Below are 24,636 nucleotides of genomic sequence, written 5' to 3'. Positions count from 1 at the left end.
CCGGAAATGGGTTTGTTCATAGTCTATTTTCTAGACTCTGTAAAGGGGAGATTACAATAATTATTAATACAAAAACTTCATTATTAATTAAAAAGAAATTCTTGCCCTCTGTAACTGTTCTTCTAACAATCTGTGCAGTATTAATTTTTACAAGTTTTACCCAATTTGCAGAAGGTGCAACACTTAATTTTCCTCTTCCAGGCTGTCCGGTTCACATTACTCCTGGTGATGCTCAAGCCGGTGCACCTTATCAATTTTTTTATGATGATTCATCGAATCCAGTGTTTACTACTAATAATAAAACTGACACAGTTACAATTAATGTAAATTCCACTTCAAATCCTGCTGGCGTACCGTTAGTACTTACGGAAACAGGACCTAATGATGGAACCTTTACAAATACTAATTTCGTATTTACAGAAGGGGGAGATAATATATTTCCTCTAGAACGAGTCGTAACTATTACACTTGCAGAGTCAGCAGGTACAGATCCTCTTAATGTAAGAGTGAGATCCGATTCTGATACTACCGGTTTACTTGTACCGTTTCATCTATCTGGTACTAATGCAACTACCAAATTTTTCAGTGCCAATGTGCTTTTTACTGCTGGTCCTTCATCAGGAAATTCTATACATGCACAATCAGGAGATATTGTGACTGCAATTGATCCGTTATCTGGGTATGCTTCGAGTGGATTGATTAGTACCAGTGATCCTACTATAGGTGCCTTACAAGTAAAATTTAATGATATTGTAACAATTTCATTAAATGGTGTCTCTTGTACTGCTATTGTTGATGATGAACTTGGAGTTCCAGGCGGAGGAGGTGGAGGCCTAGTTGTTAGACCGGGTTTTGTATTAGATGCATTAGCGGCATTATCTGCAATAGGAGGAAGTCCATTCATAGTGACGCCGCCCTCATTTGGTGGCGGGTTCTTTCATTATTCGGATGGTCTTACAATTGTCAAGCCCGATGAAAAACATGTTTTTGATATTTCAAAATACAATCAAAATATAGAAGATCAAGTACTATCTGCTGGACAACCAGTAAACATGACTTTCAAAATGTTTGATCCTTATAATATCAATGCAATAATTCATTCTGGACTCTATTTTATTACAAAGAGTAGTGACATGATTACTCCAAACAGTATTGCATCAATAGTTTATGATAAAGGTTCAAAATTAGAAATAAATGATCCTACAAATATGTTATCTAAGGCTACAATAATTCCTTCAACAGATGGAAAGTTTCAATATTTCACATTCCACTTTGTACCCACCAGATCTTATGAAAAAATGTCTTTTCTTGATAGATCATGGAATGATCACCGATATTCTACTGATGTGAGATTTCACGATGCAGGTATCTCTCAACCAAAAACAGACGTTATGCCAGCGGGAATAACAAAGTATGATAATTTTAAAGATCTTATTTCACTGATTGAAAAAGATGGATTTAAGAAACCACATATTATGGCGCATATTCATAATGCGGCTGACGTGTTTTCATCGGATGAGGGCGGCTATGTTTACTGGTTGCATGATTCCATTACACATGCTGTTACCTTGGTAATTTCTGATAATGAAAAAAACACACTGTATTCTTTTACTGAATCATTAATTCCAAATGAAATTCAACCAAAAGGAGATTATGGTTTTATGAAATTTACCACAAAACAATTGTATAGATTGGTGGATTCTGATGAAGAACAAAAAGTAATGGAACAAGAGGAAATCAAAGCAATACAAAACACCTCAATATATGAACATCACTAAAATTCATACTAGTATGTTTTACATGTTTTGGTGTGTATATGACAGCCACAATCTAATGTGGATTTAATAATACATTAATTATAATTTTATATGCAATATGTTGAATTATTATAAAAAATAATTCAAATTATATCAGAATTACAATATTCTAAAAATAAAAAACAAAATGGTTATTAATATTACAAATAATGATGAATGGGGTAGAATTGGGTTGGTAATGATCATAATATTATTAAATGGAGTTAGATGTGTTTGAGAAAATTTTCTAAAATGTTTCTAAACGGTTCAATTACAAGTATTGGCATAATTTTAGTATTGTTTGTTTCTACTGGTTTTGGTCATGCATTTGCTGATTGCCCGAATAATTCCTGTCAAATTGTCTTTGATGACTCTTCTACTGGATATGTCATAGGTCATGGTGCAAAAATTAATGTCACAGATACTTCACCTGGATCTAATCCGCAAATAATCGTACAATTATTTGATCAAAATAATAATCCTATTGGGACGCCACTGACATTAAACATGATGACTGCCAACGGTAATGATGTATACTTGGGTTCGCCATCAACTGGTTTGCCAACTTACTTAATGTTAAATGGGAATTCTAATAGCAATACGAGTGATCCCCCAAACTTTTACGTACAAACACCAGGTTATTTCACAGTGTCATATACTGATAAGGTAGGTAATAAAATTACATCTCTTCCACAGCAAATTGTTGCTGCTGATCCACCAAGCACCCCGTATTGGCCCCCTTATCCAACGCCATCTAATTATCCACAACCTTACAAAACAGTAATAATTTCATGTACTGATTCACATGGAAGAGCGGGCTCTAGCGGTGATTATATTTGTGATACTTGGAAAACAGCAACAGGATTGCAAATTCCATTTACTTATCTTGGAGTTACAGCAAATTTCAAATGGCAATGTGATCCTAATGATCCAAACGGACCATTTGAAATTCCTCCTAAAGACTATCCATGTCCTAGTACACAACACAAGGATGTCTATGTAGAGGTAGATTGGATGCAAAACCACGCTCCTAGCAGAACTGCGTTACAGGATGTGATAAATGCATACAAGAATGCTCCTGTGACAAATCTTGACGGCACTACTGGAATATATCTACATATTTTTCTAAGTGCTGAAACTCCACACAAAACCCTCATCTCAGGTCCTTTGAATGGTGCTGATACTAGCGATTTTACTCAAATAAAAAACATGTATTTTGGGTCTGCAAGTGAAAGAAATAGGGATATTACTCATCCTGCCACAACTGCAGCTGCACTTTATTGTGGAATATCTAGTCCAACTCAAACAAAAGCAGATCAATGTGTAAAAAATGTTCTTACTGCGAAAAGGCAGGTATTTCATTATGCTCTATTTGGACATGATCAGGCTGCAGCTCCGCAATCATCAGGAATATCAGAAGTAGTAACAACTTCGCCATATGGTGCATCTAATGACTTGTTTGTAAGCCTGGGAGAATTTTCATATCACGTGGGAAGCATAGACCAACAAGAAGGAACCTTTATGCACGAACTTGGGCATAACTTGGGTCTTGGACATGGCGGATCCTATAGTGTAGCCAGTGATCCAACCGTAAATTGCAAACCAAATTATCTTAGTGTGATGAGTTGGTCAAGACAATTTTCAGACCTGTTTGTTTCTGTGGGTGGAAGACCGTTAACTTATTCTAGCGAAGGTGAAAACTCTCCAAGTAATCCAACTACATCTTTTAATATTGATGAAAATAATAATCCGATTCTTGAAAATCCAGTAACAGCATTACACGCCCAATGGACTGTATATGGTTTATCCAATGGTGCATTTTCTCCACCAATAAATGCGCTTCTCCCAGATTGGGATAATGATCAACTTATTGAAGGACAGCAATCAGATGTTGAAACTTCGGTATCTAATCCTACACCAATCAATAGTTTCACATTTCAAAATGCTACAATAGCTTCTACAGCTCCATCAATTACAGTAACTTGTTCTGATACTAGTCTAAAGGTACTTCACGATTGGGATGATTGGCACGCCTTGAAATTTGATATGACTGTTACAAGCAGCTTTTCTGATGGAGCAGGTGGAAAACGTGGATAACAAAATAAAATATCTGACATTAACCTCTGCTGTAATCGTATCACTGATAATGATATCTATTATGATGATGCCAAATAGCAATGCACAAACCACGTATTATGCAAATCAAACTATTAACCCCTCCGCCATGAAATTGCACTACTATCCATCAATATCTGGTATCATAAGTGGACAAACTTACACAATACATGTAGTACAACCAGTAACCCCCTATGTGCCAGCAAATCTGTATAATGATTGGGCCACATTTTCTACTGTATTTAAGGAACATACCGGAGCTGGCGCTGTCAATCAATACCATTGTATGGCACCAGATCTAACTGGTCAAAATCAAGGATATGTAGATGATAATTCTCAGGCAGGTTTTGTAAATAGAACATATCTTTACCAAAATCAAGATTTTAGCACACACTGTGATATTACAACTACTCAAGAAAAATCATTTCAAGCTAATAACATCCTACAATTAGATAACACCATTCACCAACTACCTCCACAGTTTTTTAGAATATATCCCACCGGATCAACTGCACAGGAGCTCTTGCATCAAAAACTAATGTTTGTTACCGATTTAATTTATCAAAATAAATACGATATGGCATTGACTCAGTTAGCTGATTTAAAAGCTACAATACATGGAGACAATCCAAACATGGCATCACCCATAATTGATACCGATGCTCAAAAAATTCTTCTTCCAAGAGTAGATGATTTGATGCTGCAAACGATTTTGGTCAGTTCTCCTGGCTCTCAATTGCCATCTGTGACAACTTCAAGTGTTCCAGAATATGGACCGATAGCAGTACTGGTGCTTGCAATAGCAATTATTTCTATAATTGGGTTCTCTACAAAGACTAATCTGAAATTTACAATCTAATTAATAACTTTAATTAGATTGTAAATCAAATGCACATATTTAGAAAAGATATTATGATATCAGAGCGTTAAATAAAATAATTAATGGCAGTTATTGATCCTGTAGCATTTATCTCATGGTCGGTAATTTCAGCTATTTTTATTGTAATAGTAAGCATAGTTCATAAAAAATATTCAAATCGTAAAAAAAATGAATCATCTTCACATTGAAAAAAAAGGCTTACGTGGACTTGCTATAGCAGAAAGTTTTCAAGAAAAAGACAAACTATCTAAACTTGCAGGTGTTGTTATGAGACGAGATTTTATCATTGACGGTTTTGTTTTTGGTCAAACCACTATAGAAGGAAATGATGCAACCGATTCTATATTACAAATGTACAAAAAATTACACAGAGACGATGTAAGTTTTCTTATGATTTCAGGATTAATTATTTCAATGTATAACATAGTAGATATTAAAAAAATCTGGAATGAAATAAAAATTCCAGTAATTGGTGTTACGTATGAAAATTCAAAGGGAATAGAAGATGCAATAAAATTTCACTTCCCAGATTCTTATAAATCAAAAATTAAAGAATATCATAATCTTGGTGAGAGAACCAAATTTATGCTTCATACTGGGCATGATTTGTATGTCAGAATTGAAGGTTGTACCATACACGAAACTAAAAATCTGTTAGATGCATTTACTCTTCAAGGTTCTATACCAGAACCACTTAGAGTCGCTCAATTACTTGCAAGAACAAAGATGTAGATTTTATAAATTATTTTCTTTCTTCCAACTTTACTACCCATTTGCTTTCTGTTAATCTAGAAGATGAAAACTCTATGCGACCTATCACCCTGTCGCCTTTTCGAACCATACCGTACTCGTTTTTCTCAAGTTTTAAAATGAACTGTTTTGATTTGTAGCCTCCTTCTATCACTCTGATCTTGAATCTCTTACTTGCTTTTATTACTAAATCTCTTGCTGCTTTAGGATCACCTATCCATGAATACATCTCAAATACACCAAAGTTTTTTGTGGTAATTTCATAATTGTATAGTCTTGCTTCAAACTTCCAATCCATTTTTTTTGCTTCATCATTCATCCATTTTACTGCTTGATCACCATATCCTTTCTCAATTCCAAATGATTCCGCATCAGTCACTTCTCTATCTTTTTCAAGTATGGTACATGAATCTAACTGCAAGCTAGTACCAATTGATTGTACAATATTATTAGATAGAATATACTCTGATACCTCATGAAACGTACTGCTACAGACATTCGTAAAGCAATTGAGACAAACTGGAATGAGTACCTGTCAAAATATGGTAATCTCTTTTCTTCTGATTTTATAAGCGGTTCAAGCCCACCCTCTGTCTTTGTAGGAACATATGGTTATCCAAAAGTGTCAGTAGGTCCCATGCTTCCGCCAACACATGGTGATACCATGATTTTAGATTCTCCAGAACAATGGATTGGCAAAAGCCTAGAGGAGATTGTAAACTATCGACTCAGTTTGGTTAGAGGGATACAAAATATACCAGTAACAAATCCTAGCGGAAAATACATTGAAAACCTTCAAGAAGTTGCAATGGCATCAAGACCGATTGATTCTGATATTCAATTTTTAAAAAATACCACTCCAGTTACATCAATTGATGGTGAAAATCCTCCATTTGGACCAATAGGGGAAATAAAAACAGCAAAATTTTCAAATTCCAGTTCAGACAAACAGATACAGAAAATCTATTACGACAAAGACTTACTTGCACAAGACTCTGTTTTGGAGCTTTACAACAAGGGCATTGAGATATCAAGAATTCAAAAATGTTTTAGCATAGGAATGTTTGGCAAAAATAGAAAGCTAGTTCCTACTAGATGGAGCATAACAGCTACTGATGATATCATATCAAAATCCTTGATATCAGAAATAATGCAGTTTGGTATAATTGACAGCTGCCAAATGTTTTTCTTTAACCACATTGGAAACTTTTTTTCTGTAATTATTTTTCCAAGTAGATGGATGTTTGAGATGCAAGAAGCATGGTATGATCAGCAGGGAAATATTGGATTTGGCTCTGACTTTGAGGATGGGAGGGGATTGGATCATTATCCAGCTACTGCAGGAGCACATTTTGCCTCAAGACTAGGTGTTGCAGAATATCTTTTTAAAAACAAAGTACAGGCAGCAGCTCTCGTACTAAGGGAGATAAGGCCAGAATATGCTGTTCCAGTAGGGGTTTGGCAAGTACGCGAGGGAATAAGAATGGCATTAAAACAAAAACCAGTTCTAGTTTCAAGTTTTGAAGAAGGTCTTGATCTTGCCTGTAAAAGTTTGAGCATTGATAAGAAAGAATGGATTGCAAAAAGCAACTTGCAAAAGGCAAGAAAACAAAAATCAATCTCAGACTTTTTCTAGTTACTAGAGTTTTTATTTACCACAAATTTCTACTTTATTAATGCAGAATAAAAGTGTCATTTATGCAATCTTGATACTTGCTAGTCCAACAATACTTGCTCTAGCTGCATTTCCTGACTCTTTTAGTCTAAGTTGGAATCAAGGTAGGGGAGGATTTCTTTTTGCAATGGCCTTTATTGCTGCAGAGCTCATTGGTCTAAAACTAGTCATCCCAAAAAAAAGACTGTTTGCTATAATTCCACTAGCTGCAATTGTGATCATATATCTAGTAAGTCTAGAATTTGGTCTGCGTGATTATCTAATTTCTGTCGCACCGCACTTTAATGTTCTACTAAAAGATTCATGGACTTGGATGTGGGATTTTATCGTAATGGCAATTTTCTTTGTTGCATCCATGACGATATTGTTTGGAAAAAGATGGATACGAATATCACCAGCAGGGCCAATATACACAGCTGGCACGGCAATAATTTTGTCACTTGACGCATTCTTTCCGTATGATACACTTGGGCCACTACAATATGTTGTGCCTTATCTAGTAAAATTTGATGTTTTCTTGATAAATTCATTTCATCTAGGTGTTGCAAGTGCACATGCAAATATCATGCTCCTAGTTGGAGAGCATGGCCCATTTGCCCTTCAAGTATTCTGGCCTTCAGCAGGCGTACATAGCATCATAATCTATTCTCTTGTGATGATGGCATTTTTACTCAAAATGAACATTCCAAGAAATAGAAAAGCCATGTACTTTGTACTTGGCGTTATAGGCACGATTGGAGTAAACGTGATTAGAATATTTTCATTATCGCTTTTTGTACTAAAAGTATCTACTAATGTAAATGAATTTGAATCATTTCATGGTATTGCAGGTGAAATAATGTTTCTACCATGGTTGTTCATATTCTTAATGATAGTGACATCTGTGGAAACAAAGCGTATAAAAAAACTTGAGATAGCTAAACAAGAACATGATAAAAATCAATAGAAACATAACTCCTGGGGATTATTTGCTTGCTGAAATTTTTGATGGATTGCAAGAGGTTGATATTCTTATGCAAGTTTTCAAAACCAAAGAAGAGCTTGATGATGTTTTTTTAAAAACCAAAGTAATTGTTGAAGAAAGTGATCATTACATGTACGTAAAAAATGATGATGCATCAATTGTAATTGGATTTAGGCATTTGCAAAACTCTGATTCAAAAATACTCTATCTTGATATTGTTCATGAGCTTGTGCATGTAATGCAGCAAAGACAAGGTCTTGATCTGTATGACAAATCATATGCATATGTTGATAGGCCAACTGAGATTGAGGCATATGAGATAGCAGTTCTGGAAGCAAAAAATCTTGGAATGAATGATAAAGAGATTTTGGATTATCTTCTTGTAGAATGGATTACTCCAGAAGAACACAAAAGATTGGCAACACATGTGGGTTTATTTTAGAAATACCTTGTTATGTTGTCTTGACCAGATATTTTTGAAAGATCAGATACTCTAACTCCAACTCTTCGTACCAAAATCTGTTGGTCTTCTAGGGCTTCTCTTAAAAGTAACATGACAGTTTTTTTGAGTTCATCAAGATTTGAAGTGGGATTTCTTAGAGTCTTTGATTTAGTTTTGTTAGATAGGTCTGACTGGGCAAACTGTATTCCAACTGATTTGAAAATTATATTATCTGAGATAATTGTAGAATGAATCTCATCACAAAGTTTCTCTAAATTTTTTGCCAGAAACTCATATTCTTTTGAATCCTGTTTTAGTGTGATTATTCTGCTATATTGTGTTGCTTCTTGCCTTGGAGAAACAGGTTCATTATCAATGCCTCTTGCTGCATTGTAAATATATGCGCCAATTTTTCTGCCAAACTTACTATTAAGAGAAAACACATCTAGATTTTTTAGTTGAGAAATTGTTTCTAGACCCATATCTGTAAAGACACTCTCTGTTTTTTTCCCTATTCCTGGAATTGTTCTAATTGGAAGGGGATCTAGGAAACTTTCAATCTTTTCTGGGGAAACTATAGTTAATCCATCTGGTTTTTTAAAATTTGAGGCAATTTTTGCTACAAGCTTGTTTGATGATATTCCAACAGTACAGGAAAGCTTTGATGACTTTCTAACTGCATTTTTTAATTGCTGTGCAAAATGTGATGCCTTGTCAAAATCTCCCTCTGTTCTTGATGATACATCAAGGTATGCTTCATCTCTTCCTACATATTCAAAAATATCAGCAAATTCTTTTATTGTATCCATTGCCATTTGTGAGATCTCTGCATAGTATTCAAAATCAGTAGGCAGAAAAACAGCATTGTGTACTGATTCTAATTTTTTCTTGGCAAATTTTATCGGCATGCCAGATTTTACTCCATAGTTTCTTGCAATGTAATTGGCAGTTGCTATTGCGCCGCTATCTCCGCCACGATCTGAAAATACACAAACTGCTACTGGTTTTGTTTTTAGATCTGGATTTCGTAATTCTTCACACTGTGCAAAAAAATAATCAAAATCTATGTGAAATATAATGCGTTTTTCCATATTATTTTGAGCAGAAAATTGCTTATTATATTATCGAAACCAACCATCTAAATATCTTCAAGAGATAGACTTTTCATGGATTACCCCATTATCGCAGAATCAGAGGGTGTTAAAATCAAACCTGAATTAATGGAAATTGAAAAACTGTATTATTGTATATTTCAGGACAAAGTGTTGCTTTTTTTTAAAGATCAAGGTGAATTACTAAATTGTTATGAAATTGAAGAAAAAGAAATTGTTGAGACTGTAAAAAACTCATCTTCTACTGAAGATGTTGAAAATATTCTTCAGAAATTTATAGATAAAGAGAATCTTAACCATTAAATAAAACACTACGTGAGATGCGTCTGTGAGCCGTATTCCAAACATAATATTCATTGGAAAAAAGTCAATTCCGACTTATGTTAATGCCACACTCACACAACTATCTGTAGAGCCAGTTGTAACTATCAAAGCTCGTGGAAAGAGCATAGTAACAGCTGTAGATGTGTCACAAATGATAGTAAAAAGACTAAACGCGGTAGGCTACAAGGTTAGTGGCGTAAGGATATTTTCAGAAAGGATGACATCACTAGACGGTAAAGAACGAAACGTATCCACAATTGAAATCGACGTTGCTCGCCCCTAAAAACATGGTAAGTACTTTTGTAAAACGTGCAACAATTATTGGATTGGCAGGAATTGCAGCAATCATAATTCTATATGTTGTATATGATTCCAATACCTGTCCTATAAAACAAATTAATGTTTTAAATGACATAAAAAAATATGACACAACAAAGAACCCGGATCTTTGTGCTGACATTAACAACAGAATAATTCAACTAAACCAATGTGGGATAGAAATGGAAATTCTTGATTGCGGTTAATGTATTGCTTGTAAAAGAAAAACAATCCCAAAGTATACTAAAACACCGCTAATTGCAATCATGAAAATGCTATATTTTTTGTTAGAAATTATCTTCTTGCCTTTTGATGATAGAAAAGCAACTGAACAAATCCATGCATAATCCATCCATATATGAAATGCAAACATGATGCCAATTCCTAAAAATGAATAAAGAATTATTGCATCCGTGATTAGTTTGAACCCAATGCTAAACCACCAAATGAGAAAAAATGGATTTAGCCCACTGAGAATTATCCCAGCAAGAAATGGACCGTGTTTTCCTTCAAAAATAGCGGATGGTTTTTTGATGATTGACTTTATTTGAATTCCTGCAAAAACAAAAAGACTTAACGCACCAAATATTGATGTAATTTCTCTAAACTGTGGTATTGTAGTAAGTGATATGGCACCAATTCCAAGCAAAACTACAAGTGGTAACTCAACAACAGTGTGACCGTATGCCATTTTTAGTCCTGTTTTAATTCCGCCCTTTAGGCCGTATGCAACATTGGCTGCAAAAAGGGGTCCTGGTGACATTACGCCTGATAGTGAAATCGTGATTACTATGATGGCAAATTCTACAAGTGTTACCATTTCAAATTAGAGATTGATTTTTGATTCAAGTATTAATAGGAGAATATCTTAGACGCTTGATCTGCCTTTTCATTTAAAAAATTAAGAACCTCTTTTACACTATTATGGTAAAAAAATTCCTCATTGCCTTGGGAGGATATGTTTACGCAGTATCGTTTTGCTGATCTATTAATGAAAATAATGTTTGATCTGTTTTCTATTCTAATTCCCTCATCAAGATCAAGGGTTTGAAGAAGTTTTTCAAGTTGATTTTTTGATATCTCTCTTTCTTGGTATGTCATCCGTACATTGATTCCCTTATAGGCGCTGCTTCTTCTTCAGTTTGTTTGAGATTTTGTTCTATTATTTCAGCTTCATGTAAAAGTGTGGGCAAATCACAAGATGTTCCTGGAACTAGTTTCGATAGTGCCGTACAGATTACGGCGCCAGATCTAAAGTCAGGTCCTGGATCCTGACCTTTAACTAGAAGCACAATCACATTTGTTTTTGACAATACTCCTTCATTTAATAAAATTCCAGGAATTCCAGGAATTGTACCATTTTGTAAAATTGGTATATCTGCATCATTTAGTTTCTTTTTAGCTTCTGTAGTACTGGCTATCCCCATGATATCTGGACCATCGCTTCCAGCTTTGATTGCAGAACTACTTAGGATTAAAGAGCACTTGTGCTGATTTGCCCAATTTAGCATTGCTCTTGCCAGTTCTCTGTGTAGAGATTCGTGTGGTGTTAGATATGATAAGAAAACTGCTACCTTTAGTGTGTTATTTACAAATATTCGTGCAGGAAAATTAGGTGTCCCATCTTTGATTATGCTTATTGGCATAAAAAGTTCTGAATCTATTACACCTGCTAATTCAAAATCGATAGTACTTGTCAAAGATTCTGTTGCAATAGCATTTGCTAATCCCGCATATGGGAAACCATCTATCAGATACCCTCCTTCTATACTGATTGGTTTTATTTCTCTAATTGTGATCTCAGAGGCCAATATCTTGACTATCTTCTAACATCCTTTTAAATCAAGATATATTTTATCTTGGTTTTTCTATATTGAATATAGTTTTTTGTGCCTATGAAATTAAAACAGGAGTTTATTGACAATGAGTACAAATAACTCCTTAATGTAATGATAAATTTCTGCCAATTATTATCAATAGTTTATAGATAACAGTTCAATTTCTAGTCAGATTATTTTGCCTAGATAATATTTATGATACTTGTCTATTGTGCGGTATGTGGTAGAAAAATGGCTGGTTTGCCCAGAGTGCATGACTAAAAATAAAGATGCATTATTTATAATCTGCCGAGAATGTGGTAGTAAGTATGTTCAGATAGATTATCTTACGATAAATGACATATCAAAGTATATGGAAGATCTCAAGTGTACCAACAAGGGCTTTCTCAAATACAATTAATCACCAGACAAATTTTTACAGATTAAAAAACACGCTCAAACTTTACAGAACCATAGAACAGTGTTCCAAACTGTTTTTATTATAAAATGGTCTAATATGAATAATGAAGTATCGTAATAGATACGAAATTATCGCAAGTATTTTAGAATCTGCAAAACAAGGAATAACAAAAACGAAAATAATGTACGATGCATTTCTCTCTTATGCTCAAATGGTAGGTTATCTGAAATATTTGCAAGAACATACTCTGTTGATATTTGAAGAGGAAACACAACTTTATAAAACGACAAAAAAAGGATTAGGATTTTTGAAGCTCTCATATGAATTGAGTCAAGTGATGCATTTCCCTGGTTCGTCGACAGAATTTCCCAAGTAAAATTATAATGTATCTAGCTAACCAGATATTGTATTGCTTTCATAAACTCATCATCTGAGACCTGCCCATTTGCCCATAATCCTGCAGTATTCTTAACCCATTGAGAATTCTGTTGTGATGATGTGTTGTTTGTGCTATGAGGAATCTGGATTATACCTTGAGATAGGAGATACTGGATTCCTTTTACAAAATCATCATAAGTTATGGAACCATCTGACAACCATTTCGCATTATTTTTAATCCAATGTGGGATGAAAAATCCTTGATTGGATAAAGTAACCCCACGTGCATCAATAAACTCGAATGAATTAATTGTGTCGTTTATTGCCTTGTAATCTTTCTTGTAGCTGTCAACAAGATTAATCGAATCAATTTGCCACACGTTTTTTCCAACAACAATGTCTGTTACAATGCTTATCTTTTCAGTTTGAGGTTTTTTAGGATATATTTCTGTCCAAGATTCAGTTATCTGGTATGCCTCTTTTCCGCCAAAATTAATTTTATTCGCACTTTTAATTTGATAATTTGAGCATTGGTATCCTTCCACATCAAAGGTTGCTGAACTACAGGTATTTCTTAATTCCTCAGTTAATCTATCTAGGAATTGTTGTCCCTTGTAATTTATTGAGATGGTATCGTTATAAATTAAAGTTACAGAAATGAAATGATTCCATAAATAAACTCCGTCTCTAAAAGAACCCAAAATTGAGCCGCCAGAATCAATTCCTGGATCTGCTGGAAATTTTACAATGGTATCATCAAAATACCAATTATTTGGAAATTCAATAGAGTATCCATAATGCAAATCTTGGTGAATTAATCCCTCTGCGGACATGGGTCTAGATATGGAACCTAGAAAAATTATTAACAAAGACAAGAAAAGAATTTTTTTTCTAGTAAAAGAACGCACATAAAATGACATGACATTATTCAATAAAAGATTTCTTGAATATACTGTTAGATGGTAATTTTTAATTCAGAAGCTTTGCAAAAAATATGGTTAATTTCTAGATGGGAATATTCCATTCAAGGCAATGATGCAATTTACTCCAAGGTATGGGTCTCTTACGTTGAAGGGTTGATTTCCTCCAATAATGCCACTTGAGGCAGCATTCATTGGAACCATATTGTTTGTCAGGGTGCTGTACATCTGGGGCCATGCTCTTGCAAGAACATGTCCTGTAGGATCATTTGTATTTGCTTGTGCAGTAGAAGCATACAATGTAGGACTGTGTGCAGGCAGTTGAGACACTGTAAGTGTGTGCGTTTCTTCTCCTCCCGTCTGTCCCAAGTTTATAGGTGACAGTCCATTACCTTGGCCGAAACCTACTGGGACTCGTCCTTGCATATCGGGAAGTGCAAATGTTGTTATTCCATTTCCTCCATAAGTCGTTCCTAAGAGGGAAAATAGTGCAGTGTTTTGAGATATGGCTAGCAATTGTCCATTACAAAACGCATATCCTTGTGGTGCAAAGTTAAAGCCCACAAAACACATCTCGCCAACAAAAGGTGTGGAACCACAGGCAAAGGCCTGGTTTGGTGGAGGAATTAGAAAGACAAGTGCAATTGCAGATATTATAAGAATAGAAGTTATTTTCTTCATGGGTTTGTCAGAGCAACTCTTGTATTTTAATTTTTATTTGATGATAACAATCTTGAAACTTTATTTTAAAAAATAAAAAATTAACATCTTTCCATTTTTGGTAAGATCATGTTTATGTATAACAAAATATCTATTTGATCGGGTTTGGGTTCAATGAATTATAATCCATCATATGAGAGGATACTAACTTGAAGTACGCTAAGATATTCTTTGGACTTGTACTTGCAATAATATTTTTCACATTAACTCCTACTCAGAGCGCACATGCCACCACTGGTATACTTTATGGAGCAGATATTTCAGGAAACCTGTTTGCAATCAATGTATCAACTGGAGCTGGAACTTTAATTGGGACAATTCCAGGGGGAAGTACAGAGATAACGTGTAAATCTGATGGTTCTCAATGTTTTAACCAACAACCGCCTCTGGCTTTTCTAATTCAACAATTTGATCCCTCCAACGGCAATCCTATTGGACCACCTGTGTTTGATGGAGCATCCTTCACTGGTCTAAGGTATGTTGGAAGTACCCTTTATGGCACCTATGAACTAGCTTCAACTGGACCATCTACATTTGCTACACTTGATCCGGTAGCTGGTACACATACCAACATTGGTCTTACTGGCGTGGGACCAATAACAGGACTTGCATATGATACTGTCAACAATATTATGTACGGAGTTTCTGGTAGTCCATCAAGCCCATCAAATTTGTACACAATTAATCTTGGAACTGGTCACGCAACCCTTGTCTTTAACACAAATATTCCTAAACTTGGCAGTCTTTCTTTTGGTCCTGATGGTAAACTCTATGCAGGCTCTGGTGTAAATGGAGCTCCTGGCGGTGAACTTTATCGAATCGATCCAATAGCAAAAACTATAACAGATGTTGGACCAACTAGCTTTAATTCAGTAAACGGCTTGACATCAATTGGGAGTACAACACCACCATCAATTCCCGACTTTCCATTTTCATTTAACTTGGTAATCATCTTTGTTGCAGTAGCAGCAGTCTATATGGGTATCAGACAAAAGATGACAACAAACTTTAAGCATTTTTAGCTACAGGAGATAATTCTTAAAATAAAAATTTGGAAAGGAGACAAACAGAAATGAATCTGTTAAAAATATAGTTTTATAATGCTTTTATTTGGTTAAAATATACCCTTTTTCGTGGAAACATTATACATACTCCTAAACTGTGATCTTGGTTCAGAAGTAGATATCATAAATGAGTTAATGAAAATTCCAGAAGTAAAAGAAGTACGAGGCACATATGGCGTTTACGACATATTTGTCAAGCTACAAGGTGATTCAGGTGCAACTTTGGAAAATATCATAACTCACAAGATTCGAAGAATAACAAAAATTCGTTCCACTGTAACCTTGACTCCAATTCTTACACAAGGTGGACGATAGGTCCAAAAATGCTCAAGTTATTCAATTCCTTTTCTTTAGAGAAAGAAGATTTTGAGCCATTTGATAAACCCGATGTAAAAATATTCATTTGTGGTCCTACACTTTATGATTATACTCATCTAGGACATGCGCGAATCTTTCTTACATATGACTTACTTTGTAGATACCTACAAGCAAAAGGTTTCAAGACAGACGTTCTTGTAAACATGACTGACATAAATCAAAGCGTCTTTAACAAAGCCATATCTCAATCTGCAGATTATAGGACTTTAACACGATTTTATTCTGACCAATTTGTAAAAGACCTAAAGTTGCTAAACATAGTTACCATTACGAGACTTGCACATGTTTCAGATTATGTAGAAAACATAACCAAACATATTTCATTTTTTATGAAAAACAAGAATGCATATTCTGCAAACGGAAATATCTATTTTGACACAAAAACCATATCCGATTATGGAATAATTTCCAAACAATCAAGACAACAACTAAACTTACATAGGATGGATATTGGGCCAAATAAAAAAAACCAAGAGGATATACTACTTTGGAATTGCTCAGAAGATTTTGGATTCTCATGGACAGGAGATTTTGGAGATGGAGTTCCATGGTGGCACATCCAAGACACTACTGTTGCCTTTGAAAATTTTGGCACGCACTATGATATACATGGAGGTGCCAAAGAACTTGCATATCCTCATCACGAGGCACATTTTGCACAATACAAAGCACTGACTGGTATGGAAAATCCGGTAAAACTCTGGATGCATGTTGGTCTTGTGTTATCCAACGGTGAAAAGATGTCAAAGTCACTTGGGAATATGGTTCTTTCTCGTGAACTAGTTGAGAAATACGGCCAGAATTTATTGCGTATCTACATTTTTTCCACACATTATAGGGATGAGATCAATTACAATGAAAACGATCTCTGCAACAAAAAACCATTACTTGAAAAAATTTACAACACTAAAAACAAAACTTCTGACAGTACTTCACAAGTTATTTCTGATTTAATAAATGAATTTTTTGTTTCTTTTGAAGATGATTTTGATTCTACACGTGCACTTGGTATAGTAGATAAAATCTGTACGCTAGTTTTGCAAGATGAGAGCATAAATCTACAAGATTTCGAAAAAATCACAGGTGTGTTGGGTTTGTCTGTATGATTGATAAAATAGAGTCAAATGATCTTGGATTTACGGCAATCTGGAGTAAAACAACCCAACTAGAGTGTGGCACATTGTTTATGAATGCAAATCTTCCTGGTGATTTATTCTTTGACAAGCTTACAAACATAACCTGTTTGAGTGAAAAAATGATTGATGAAACAATCAGTATTTTTCAAAAAAACCATATGCGCGCCTTTATTTATGCGTTAAATAATCCTAGTCTTGAAGAATTTCTTCTAAGCAAGAATTTTAAATTTTATGATACACAGCATGTTTTAAAAAAACGAATTATTTTAGGGAACGAAACTTCTCACGTACATCACATAGAAAAAAAAGACTCACTTCTATGGTCTGAGGTTTTTTGTAAATCTTATGACTGTTATGAATGGATTGATGAAGTAAATAACATTGTAAAAGATTCTTTCTCACAGGTAGAATATCTAGTAGATGCGGAACATAATGCATCATGTGTGGCGTTATATGAAAAAAACTCCATCTTGGGATTGTATTGTTTGGGAACTTTGCCTGAAAAAAGAAAAAAAGGCCTTGCTAAATTATTAATTAATCATGCATTAAATAAAGTAAAAATAAAAAACTTGGATTTTCTTATGCTTGAAACATATCAAAAAGATGAACTTTTAGGGTTTTATTCTAAATTAGGTTTTGAGAAAGTATACGAAAAAAAAATCTACACTATTTGAGCTTTGAAAGTAATGCAGAATAAAGAAATGGCAATATGGTTGTAGCTTCTGCATTAATTGTAGTCTGCATTGCTTTTTGTGTGACTTTGCCCCACGATATTGCTTCTCTTACTAGTGCACCACTTGAGCTTCCGTCAAATTCATGTGCAGTCGTAATGTAGACTGCATAATCTAAACCGTCTCTGTATTGGTTCCACCACAAGGTATGATGCTTTGATATGCCTCCTCCAATCATAAACGCGCCAGATTTTTCTGCCTTGAAAATTAGTCCAGACAAAAAATCTCCATCTGCAGCTACATTAAGCTTAAAGTCACTGTGTTTTTGAGTAAAAAGCCAAATTTGACTGCCTACTGCACCATCAATTATTCCAGGAACTACTACTGGTATGTTATTTTTGTATGCCCAATACAAGAATGATCCCTCTCCTAGATTTTCTCCTATCATTTTTGTTATGTCTGATGTAGACATTTCCTTCTTACCATCTTTGTATGCTTTTTCTAAAAACGCCTGCATCTTTTCCTCAATTATTGGACCATAGCTTTCCATTGGAACTAGCACATTTCCTAATCTGTGAATGTGTTGATCTGCAAGTTCATTGTCATCAAGTGTAAATGAACCTTCTAAATAATTTGAAAAATATCTGGCAATATCATGATCTAAAGCACCGCATGTAGTAATCACTACATCAAACATTTTATTTTTTATCATATCTGTAATTATTCCACGAAGGCCAGTTGATGTTATAGCTGCAACAAACGAGAGAAACTTCAGACATTTTTTATCTGAAATCATTGCACACAAAATATTCAATCCCTCTACTAAATTTCTTGATTCAAATCCTCCTGACTTTGACATTTCATCAAAAATATTTTGTACAGTGGCATCTTTTTTTATTGAAATGTCCTTGACTGGTCTACCTGGTTTTATCACAACTGTCGAATCAGAATTGGGTTATAAAATCTTCTGCACGTAGAATCATTACATAATAAACACAAGTAATTAATATGATAGAATAATTTGCGTAGATACGAGACAATTTGGGGAAAAAGATTCGTATAGCAATTGCAGGTGTTGGAAATTGTGCCTCTGCTCTAATACAAGGCGCACATTATTATTCTAAAAATCCTCAAGATACCATAGGTCTTACTGCATATGATATTGCAGGTTATGAGCCTGGTGATATTGAAGTTGTTGCAGCGTTTGATGTTGCTGACACCAAAGTAGGAAAGGATGTATCTGAAGCAATCTATGCTAGACCAAACAACACCATTTCAGTGGCTGAAGTTCCCCGTATGAATATTCCAGTACAGAAAGGTCCTACAATGGATGGAATTGGGCGACACCTAAGCCAGATTGTTACAGTCTCAAAAGAGCCAGACGTTGATGTCAAAAAAGTCTTGCGTGATACAGGGGCTGAAATGCTTGTCAATTATTTGCCTGTGGGAAGCACACAAGCTGTAAGATATTATGCTACTCAGGCACTAGAATCTGGAATTGGTTTTCTAAACGCAATTCCAGTGTTTATTGCATCTGAACCAAAATGGCAGCAAGCATTTGCAGAAAAAAAACTACCATTGGCAGGTGATGACGTTATGAGCCAACTAGGGGCTACAGTAGTTCATAAGACACTAGTAAAACTTTTCGTAGATAGAGGAGTGCTAATTGATGGAACGTATCAGCTTAACATTGGAGGAGACATGGATTTTTACAATATGCTTGATGAGGAAAGACTTGAAGATAAGAGAATAAGCAAAACAAGCGCTGTAAAAGCGATGGCTGATTACGATATTCCGATGAGAATAGGTCCTAGTGATTATGTTGATTTTATTGATAATGAAAAAATTTGTTACATAAATATAGAAGGAAAGTATTTTGGAAAAATTCCAATCAAACTTGATTTGAAACTCAAAGTCATCGATGCATACAACAGCGCTGGCATAATGATTGATGCGATTAGGGGACTAAAAATTGCTCTTGATCGAAAACTTACAGGTCCTATGACTAGCATCTCATCTTATTGCTTTAAACATCCTCCAATACAGATGCCATACACAGAGGCAAAAACTGCATTTAGAGAGTTTGTTGAAGGAAAGCGAGACAGATAACTAGAAAATTCTTATATCATTGAAAACGAAATTTTTTACTGCATAAACCAATATTTTTTCATGCGATAATAGTTGTTAGCATAGTCAAGGAAACTTGTCAATATTCTGTTATTTCACATATCTGAGCACCGAGAACATTGGTACATATTCGTAAGCTAGAGATCTTTGGCTTCAAATCATTTGGCTATAAGAATACGATAATTAACCTTGAACCTGGCCTTGTGGCAATTTCTGGGGCTAACGGCTCTGGCAAGAGCAACATACTGGACGCTATATCCTTTGCACTAGGTGAGAATGCTCCAAAGATAATGAGAGTTGACAAATTACGTTCGTTACTTCATGATGTTGATGGAAGTCGTCATGGTGCAAAAATAGCACGTGTGAGTTGTCACTTTGATAATACTGACAGGAAGATCCCAGTTGATTCAAACACTGTCACTATAACAAGAGAGATGGACGAGGCAGGAGAGAATATTTACTATCTTAATCAAAAAAAGATGCAACGAAATCATGTTCTTGACATATTGGAAGTTGCAAACGCAGGTATTCACAAATTGAACATAGTTCAACAGGGAACGATTACCAGAATTTCAGAATTTAATGCTGAAGAACGACGTAAGATAATTGAGGATATTATTGGTTTAGCATATTTTGATGAAAAAAAGACTGAAGCGTTAAAACAATTAGATGAAGCAGACAGACGATTAGAAATTGCACTTGCTAGAATGGATGAGATAAAAAAACGCATAGATGAACTTGAAGAAGAAAGGAATCATCAACTAAGATATGATCTTTTGGAACGGGAACTCAAAAGGTTTCACGCTATCCAAGCTTCTAATAAATTAAAAGATATTGAATCTCAAAAAATCTCTAAAGAAAGAAACTTGAATGCAATTCAATCTGAAACAAAAAAACTAGATGAACAGCGCAGTCAACTAAAAGATGAAATTAAGAAGCTAGAAGAAGAAAAACAAAAATTCATGGAAGAAGTAAATGCCTACAATGTTGCCAAGGCCGCAATAGATTCAGAACTCAGTACAGCTATGCATCAATCAGAGGCAGCAAACAGTAAGATTGTGACTAACACCAGACGATTAGGCCAAATAGATTTACGTCTTCCTGAAATTGAATCAGAATTAAGTACTTTGCATGAAAAAAGATCCCAGCTTGAAGTACAGATTCAACAACTAAAAGAATCAATAAACTCAATTAATGATACCAAAAAAACTGCAAACACAGATCTTTCATCTGTTGACTCTGAAATTAGTCATGTATTAAAGCAACAATCACAAGCAGCAACAAACAAACTCAAAGTAGATGAAAGAATAAAAAATATTAAAAATTCTCTTCATGATGCAAAACTTTCACTTTCAAAAACAGAACAAGAAAGAAATGATGTTGTAAATAAAATACAACAAAACTCAACAACAATAAAATCATTATTAGTACAAAAGGAAAATCTATTAAATCTTGAACAGAAATTAAAAATAATTCGAGCTGGACATGAAGCAACCATAAAAGAATTAAAATCAAGGCTGGCAAACATGTCTGAAAGAAAAGCAAAAATTGAAAAAGATGTTGAGGATACGACATTAATTTTAGAAAAAGCAAGTAAAGCAACTGCACAATATGAAGCAAAAATTAGAGTTGTCAAAGAAGTCATGCATGAGGATTATTCTATTGCAAAACTCAAAGAAGATTCTAAAAGATTGGGAATACAAGGTCTTGTTTATGAGATGCTTTCATGGGACAAACAATTTGAAAGACCAATACTTGCAGTAGGTTCTGATTGGTTAAAGGCGCTTGTTGTAAACGACTTTCCTACCTTACTTGGTCTTGCTGAATTTGCACAAGAAAAGAAGCTCCCAAAAATACGTATTATACCACTAGATGCTATTCCAAATTCGAAAATCTCGTTACCGCAAGAACAAGGTATAGTTGGTGTGTTATCTGATTACATACAATGTGACGAAAAACTTGTAGCTTTGAAGAATTTTATTTTTGGAAATATTATTCTAGTAAATTCAGACGAATCAGCATACGTTCTATCTAAAAAAGGATTTAGAGCAGTAACTGTTGACGGGCAATTCTTTGAAGCAGATGCAAATGCCATCGTAGTTGATATTCACTCGAAAATTTCTAATCTTACCAAAATCATTCTTCTAAGTACCTCCGTTGATGGTTTAGTTCAATCATTAGATCTTTTAAAAAAATTTATTCAAGACAAAAAAACTCAGCTTAAAAAAATTGAAAGGATAACAAAAAGCCTAGATAATAGGTATAATGCTTCTGATACAGGACTGGCAAACGTTGATCTTAGCTTTACTGATGCTAAAGCGAAACTAAAATCAATCTCTTCATCCGAAGAACACCTCACATCAAGAATTTCACAGCTTAAAAGACATGAAGAAAATCTGAAAACAAACGCGGCAAAACTTGAATCTTATATTGCTTCTTTAGAAGAACGAGTTTTGATGACACAAGAAAACTATGCTGAGGAAGAGCAGGCACAAATTGCATCTACGCTTACGGCATTAAATGAAAAAAAATCTACCCTTCTAGGCACTCTGAATTCCATATCTGCCCAATTCAGAGAACAAACATCTCAGATTACCATATTAACAAACGAGGAAACTGGATTTAAATCAAATACCAGATTACTTTCTCAGGAACAATCTACACTTAATCATGAAAAATATGATCTTGAAGTAGAGTCACGGTCACTGGTAAAAGAAAAGGAAAAAGTGGATCTCGTACTGGTATCGCTAAGGGAGAAAGAACAACAGCTAATATCAACTGCTGGAACATCAGTTTCTGCACTCAAAGAATATGATGCAAAGCTAAAGGATTTGTATGATGGTGAAAAGGCAGTTACAAAGGAAATTAACAATTTTGAAAGACAATCCGACTCTCTTTCACGCGATATCGGAGATCTTACTGAAAATGAAGTTAAGATACGTGATACTCTTTCCTCGTTTGGATACCACGAAATCTTGGAAACCTTTGACGTTGATCAAATATTTGCAGCACTAGAATCAGAAAGAAAAGCACTAAGTGGTTCTCTTAATACTAAAGCTCCAGAAACATACCTTGAAATTTCGGATGGATATCGTTCAATGTCCACTCGTAAAAATGAACTTGAAGAGGAAAGAAACTCTATTGTCAAATTCATTGAAGAAGTTGATAAAAATAAGAGACAAACATTTTTGGAATCATATGACAAAGTAGACAAAGATATTAGAGAAGTTTTTAATAAAATGACAGGAGGAAACGCCTGGCTTGAAATACAAAATGAAGACGATATATTTGCTTCTGGATTGTCATTTCTAGTACAGTTCCCCAATAAACAAAAAAGAGAATCTACATCAATCAGTGGTGGTGAAAAAACACTTGCAGCAATAACATTCCTTTTAGCATTACAGACACTAAAGCCATCGCCATTTTATCTACTTGATGAAGTGGATGCTCATCTTGATGCACTAAATACAGAACGACTTTCAAAAATACTTGAAGAACGTGCTAAAGGAAGCCAGATGATTATGGTTTCATTAAAGGATTCCACTGTGCAAAAAGCAAGTCTAATTTATGGTGTGTTCTCAAAGAATGCCGCTTCACAAGTAGTTTCGCACAAGATTTCAAACACGCAACAAGTTGCCAATTAATTTATTTTTACAAAACATGCTGCAAATCTATCTTTCTCTACTTGATCAAGCGGAGGCTCATCTTTGCATTTTTCAATGACATAAGGACATCTTGAACGAAATCGACAACCTTCATAGACGTCAATATCTACAGGTTCATTGATTCTAATTTTTTTATCTTGGTAAAGATTGTCTGGATTGGGCTCTGATATGGCATCTGTGAGTGCCTGCGTGTATGGGTGTTTTGGATGAAAAAGCACCTCATTAATTGGCCCTGATTCTACAATTTTCCCAAGATACATGATGGCAATTCTTTGACCTAGATAACGCGCTGTGGATAAATCATGTGTGATGTAAATATATGAAATTCCATGTTTTTCCTGAATCTCTCTCATCAACTCTAGAATTTCAGCTCTTACGGAAACATCTAACATTGATACTGGCTCGTCTGCAATGATTACCTCTGGCTTTGTAACTAGGGCTCTCGCAAGAACTATTCTTTGTCTTTGACCGCCAGAAAGCATATGTGGATATTTTTCATAAATTATCTCAGCAGGTTCAAGTCTGACTTCATGGAGTACATCTAATACAATTTTCTTTCTTTCTGATGTGGTTCCTATTTTATGAATTTGTAGTGGCTCCATAATGATCTCAGAAACCTTCATCCTGGGGTTTATAGCTGCATAAGGATCCTGATATATTATTTGACACTGCTTTCTTAGCTTGTCCAGGTTTCTACTTTCTCTAGTAACCTCTACACCATCAAAAAAGATTGTACCAGAATCTGGTTCTATTGCTCTAAGGATTAGTCTAGAGATGGTAGTTTTACCTGATCCTGATTCTCCTGCTAAAACGAGGACTTCGCCTTTTTTTAAAGAAAAGGATATTCCATCAACAGCCTTAACTATTTTTGAGGAAGAAAAAATTCCTTTATTTGTAAAGTACTTGGTTAGATTTTGTACTGAAAGAATCTCTTCCAATATGATATTAAGAAATTCGAATTAT

General features: G+C 34.7%; 26 protein-coding genes. 17 read left to right on the top strand and 9 right to left on the bottom strand.

Annotation, left to right across the window (positions count from 1 at the left end):
- Positions 1-101 precede the first annotated feature (101 nt).
- The 4 genes from VEU72_06170 (at position 102) to VEU72_06155 (ending at position 5,523) form a co-directional block, all read left to right on the top strand.
- Positions 102-1,778: a hypothetical protein gene (locus VEU72_06170; GenBank protein HYL66721.1), complete on the top strand. Its 1,677-nt coding sequence runs from the start codon at positions 102-104 to the stop codon at positions 1,776-1,778.
- Positions 1,779-2,030: 252 nt separating this feature from the next.
- Positions 2,031-3,893 carry a hypothetical protein gene (locus VEU72_06165; protein ID HYL66720.1) on the top strand — a complete coding sequence of 621 codons (1,863 nt, stop codon included), beginning with the start codon at positions 2,031-2,033 and terminating at the stop codon, positions 3,891-3,893.
- Positions 3,886-4,770: a PEFG-CTERM sorting domain-containing protein gene (locus VEU72_06160; GenBank protein ID HYL66719.1), complete on the top strand. Its 885-nt coding sequence runs from the start codon at positions 3,886-3,888 to the stop codon at positions 4,768-4,770. Before VEU72_06165 ends, VEU72_06160 begins: the two co-directional genes overlap by 8 nt.
- Positions 4,771-4,959: 189 nt before the next feature.
- The gene (locus tag VEU72_06155) at positions 4,960-5,523 is read left to right on the top strand and encodes a DUF99 family protein (protein HYL66718.1); all 564 of its coding nucleotides are present in this window, start codon (positions 4,960-4,962) and stop codon (positions 5,521-5,523) included.
- 10 nt (positions 5,524-5,533) lie between these two features.
- Here VEU72_06155 and VEU72_06150 read toward each other — a convergent pair whose 3' ends face one another.
- Complete coding sequence (locus VEU72_06150) at positions 5,534-5,962, bottom strand: hypothetical protein (GenBank protein ID HYL66717.1); 429 nt, start codon at positions 5,960-5,962, stop codon at positions 5,534-5,536.
- Between the two features lie 54 nt (positions 5,963-6,016).
- Between VEU72_06150 and VEU72_06145 the strand changes: the two genes are divergently transcribed.
- Genes VEU72_06145 through VEU72_06135 form a run of 3 tightly spaced genes read left to right on the top strand, consistent with a single transcriptional unit; the run spans position 6,017 to position 8,622 of the window.
- Positions 6,017-7,177: a hypothetical protein gene (locus VEU72_06145; protein HYL66716.1), complete on the top strand. Its 1,161-nt coding sequence runs from the start codon at positions 6,017-6,019 to the stop codon at positions 7,175-7,177.
- Positions 7,178-7,217: 40 nt separating this feature from the next.
- Entirely contained in the window at positions 7,218-8,162 is a 945-nt protein-coding gene (gene artG / locus VEU72_06140) for a thaumarchaeosortase (GenBank protein ID HYL66715.1), read from the top strand.
- Positions 8,146-8,622: a hypothetical protein gene (locus VEU72_06135; GenBank protein HYL66714.1), complete on the top strand. Its 477-nt coding sequence runs from the start codon at positions 8,146-8,148 to the stop codon at positions 8,620-8,622. The genes artG and VEU72_06135 overlap by 17 nt, the downstream gene beginning before the upstream one ends.
- On the opposite strand, the gene dinB is transcribed toward VEU72_06135, so the two are convergent.
- The gene (gene dinB, locus VEU72_06130) at positions 8,619-9,713 is read right to left on the bottom strand and encodes a DNA polymerase IV (GenBank protein ID HYL66713.1); all 1,095 of its coding nucleotides are present in this window, start codon (positions 9,711-9,713) and stop codon (positions 8,619-8,621) included. The genes VEU72_06135 and dinB overlap by 4 nt on opposite strands.
- Positions 9,714-9,788: 75 nt before the next feature.
- Here dinB and VEU72_06125 point away from each other — a divergent pair, with 75 nt between their 5' ends.
- From VEU72_06125 to VEU72_06115, 3 genes are read left to right on the top strand one after another with little or no spacing between them, the layout of a single operon-like run.
- A complete protein-coding gene (locus VEU72_06125; protein HYL66712.1) occupies positions 9,789-10,037 on the top strand; it encodes a hypothetical protein in 249 nt (82 codons plus the stop codon).
- 25 nt (positions 10,038-10,062) lie between these two features.
- Positions 10,063-10,341, top strand: a complete 279-nt coding sequence (locus VEU72_06120; protein HYL66711.1) for a DNA-binding protein — start codon at positions 10,063-10,065, stop codon at positions 10,339-10,341.
- 4 nt (positions 10,342-10,345) lie between these two features.
- A complete protein-coding gene (locus VEU72_06115; protein ID HYL66710.1) occupies positions 10,346-10,582 on the top strand; it encodes a hypothetical protein in 237 nt (78 codons plus the stop codon).
- Here VEU72_06115 and VEU72_06110 read toward each other — a convergent pair.
- The 3 genes from VEU72_06110 to VEU72_06100 are packed head-to-tail and all read right to left on the bottom strand — an operon-like array spanning position 10,579 to position 12,187.
- The gene (locus VEU72_06110) at positions 10,579-11,196 is read right to left on the bottom strand and encodes a LysE family transporter (protein ID HYL66709.1); all 618 of its coding nucleotides are present in this window, start codon (positions 11,194-11,196) and stop codon (positions 10,579-10,581) included. The two genes, VEU72_06115 and VEU72_06110, sit on opposite strands and share 4 nt — an antisense overlap.
- 32 nt (positions 11,197-11,228) lie before the next feature.
- Entirely contained in the window at positions 11,229-11,477 is a 249-nt protein-coding gene (locus VEU72_06105) for a hypothetical protein (protein ID HYL66708.1), read from the bottom strand.
- The gene (locus VEU72_06100; GenBank protein HYL66707.1) at positions 11,474-12,187 is read right to left on the bottom strand and encodes a PAC2 family protein; all 714 of its coding nucleotides are present in this window, start codon (positions 12,185-12,187) and stop codon (positions 11,474-11,476) included. The genes VEU72_06105 and VEU72_06100 overlap by 4 nt, the downstream gene beginning before the upstream one ends.
- A 530-nt stretch (positions 12,188-12,717) precedes the next feature.
- Between VEU72_06100 and VEU72_06095 the strand changes: the two genes are divergently transcribed.
- Positions 12,718-12,990 carry a winged helix-turn-helix domain-containing protein gene (locus VEU72_06095; GenBank protein HYL66706.1) on the top strand — a complete coding sequence of 91 codons (273 nt, stop codon included), beginning with the start codon at positions 12,718-12,720 and terminating at the stop codon, positions 12,988-12,990.
- A gap of 13 nt (positions 12,991-13,003) precedes the next feature.
- On the opposite strand, the gene VEU72_06090 is transcribed toward VEU72_06095, so the two are convergent.
- Together VEU72_06090 and VEU72_06085 are read right to left on the bottom strand one after the other, a co-directional pair.
- Positions 13,004-13,825: a hypothetical protein gene (locus VEU72_06090; protein ID HYL66705.1), complete on the bottom strand. Its 822-nt coding sequence runs from the start codon at positions 13,823-13,825 to the stop codon at positions 13,004-13,006.
- 165 nt (positions 13,826-13,990) lie between these two features.
- The gene (locus tag VEU72_06085; protein HYL66704.1) at positions 13,991-14,593 is read right to left on the bottom strand and encodes a tail fiber protein; all 603 of its coding nucleotides are present in this window, start codon (positions 14,591-14,593) and stop codon (positions 13,991-13,993) included.
- Positions 14,594-14,781: 188 nt separating this feature from the next.
- On the opposite strand from VEU72_06085, the gene VEU72_06080 reads away from it, so the two are divergent.
- From VEU72_06080 to VEU72_06065, 4 genes are all read left to right on the top strand, one after another.
- Positions 14,782-15,654, top strand: coding sequence for a hypothetical protein (locus tag VEU72_06080; protein HYL66703.1), 873 nt, complete (start codon positions 14,782-14,784; stop codon positions 15,652-15,654).
- A gap of 111 nt (positions 15,655-15,765) precedes the next feature.
- Positions 15,766-16,011, top strand: a complete 246-nt coding sequence (locus VEU72_06075) for an Lrp/AsnC ligand binding domain-containing protein (protein ID HYL66702.1) — start codon at positions 15,766-15,768, stop codon at positions 16,009-16,011.
- 8 nt (positions 16,012-16,019) lie between these two features.
- A complete protein-coding gene (locus VEU72_06070) occupies positions 16,020-17,180 on the top strand; it encodes a class I tRNA ligase family protein (GenBank protein HYL66701.1) in 1,161 nt (386 codons plus the stop codon).
- A complete protein-coding gene (locus tag VEU72_06065; protein ID HYL66700.1) occupies positions 17,177-17,884 on the top strand; it encodes a GNAT family N-acetyltransferase in 708 nt (235 codons plus the stop codon). The genes VEU72_06070 and VEU72_06065 overlap by 4 nt, the downstream gene beginning before the upstream one ends.
- Here the strand turns inward: VEU72_06065 and VEU72_06060 are convergent.
- Entirely contained in the window at positions 17,877-18,815 is a 939-nt protein-coding gene (locus VEU72_06060) for a deoxyhypusine synthase (protein ID HYL66699.1), read from the bottom strand. The two genes, VEU72_06065 and VEU72_06060, sit on opposite strands and share 8 nt — an antisense overlap.
- A 107-nt stretch (positions 18,816-18,922) precedes the next feature.
- Between VEU72_06060 and VEU72_06055 the strand changes: the two genes are divergently transcribed.
- Together VEU72_06055 and VEU72_06050 are read left to right on the top strand one after the other, a co-directional pair.
- Positions 18,923-19,990 carry an inositol-3-phosphate synthase gene (locus VEU72_06055; protein ID HYL66698.1) on the top strand — a complete coding sequence of 356 codons (1,068 nt, stop codon included), beginning with the start codon at positions 18,923-18,925 and terminating at the stop codon, positions 19,988-19,990.
- Positions 19,991-20,127: 137 nt separating this feature from the next.
- On the top strand, positions 20,128-23,652 hold the full coding sequence (locus VEU72_06050; protein HYL66697.1) for a chromosome segregation SMC family protein: 3,525 nt from the start codon (positions 20,128-20,130) through the stop codon (positions 23,650-23,652).
- Here the strand turns inward: VEU72_06050 and VEU72_06045 are convergent.
- Positions 23,649-24,611 (bottom strand): ABC transporter ATP-binding protein, encoded by a 963-nt coding sequence (locus VEU72_06045; protein ID HYL66696.1) that lies wholly within the window; start codon positions 24,609-24,611, stop codon positions 23,649-23,651. The two genes, VEU72_06050 and VEU72_06045, sit on opposite strands and share 4 nt — an antisense overlap.
- Between the last annotated feature and the right edge of the window lie 25 nt (positions 24,612-24,636).

The sequence above is a fragment of the Nitrosopumilaceae archaeon genome, from assembly GCA_035631875.1.
In the GTDB taxonomy this organism is placed as follows: Archaea; Thermoproteota; Nitrososphaeria; order Nitrososphaerales; family Nitrosopumilaceae; genus TA-20.
This window is presented reverse-complemented; position numbering and strand designations above follow the sequence as displayed.

Coding starts and splice junctions, on each gene's coding strand:
- VEU72_06155 (HYL66718.1), top strand. CDS start 4,960: ATGAATCATCTTCACATTGAAAAAAAAGGCTTACGTGGACTTGCTATA.
- VEU72_06145 (HYL66716.1), top strand. CDS start 6,017: ATGAAACGTACTGCTACAGACATTCGTAAAGCAATTGAGACAAACTGG.
- artG (HYL66715.1), top strand. CDS start 7,218: ATGCAGAATAAAAGTGTCATTTATGCAATCTTGATACTTGCTAGTCCA.
- VEU72_06135 (HYL66714.1), top strand. CDS start 8,146: ATGATAAAAATCAATAGAAACATAACTCCTGGGGATTATTTGCTTGCT.
- dinB (HYL66713.1), bottom strand. CDS start 9,713: ATGGAAAAACGCATTATATTTCACATAGATTTTGATTATTTTTTTGCA.
- VEU72_06125 (HYL66712.1), top strand. CDS start 9,789: ATGGATTACCCCATTATCGCAGAATCAGAGGGTGTTAAAATCAAACCT.
- VEU72_06115 (HYL66710.1), top strand. CDS start 10,346: ATGGTAAGTACTTTTGTAAAACGTGCAACAATTATTGGATTGGCAGGA.
- VEU72_06110 (HYL66709.1), bottom strand. CDS start 11,196: ATGGTAACACTTGTAGAATTTGCCATCATAGTAATCACGATTTCACTA.
- VEU72_06105 (HYL66708.1), bottom strand. CDS start 11,477: ATGACATACCAAGAAAGAGAGATATCAAAAAATCAACTTGAAAAACTT.
- VEU72_06095 (HYL66706.1), top strand. CDS start 12,718: ATGAAGTATCGTAATAGATACGAAATTATCGCAAGTATTTTAGAATCT.
- VEU72_06090 (HYL66705.1), bottom strand. CDS start 13,825: ATGTCCGCAGAGGGATTAATTCACCAAGATTTGCATTATGGATACTCT.
- VEU72_06085 (HYL66704.1), bottom strand. CDS start 14,593: ATGAAGAAAATAACTTCTATTCTTATAATATCTGCAATTGCACTTGTC.
- VEU72_06070 (HYL66701.1), top strand. CDS start 16,020: ATGCTCAAGTTATTCAATTCCTTTTCTTTAGAGAAAGAAGATTTTGAG.
- VEU72_06065 (HYL66700.1), top strand. CDS start 17,177: ATGATTGATAAAATAGAGTCAAATGATCTTGGATTTACGGCAATCTGG.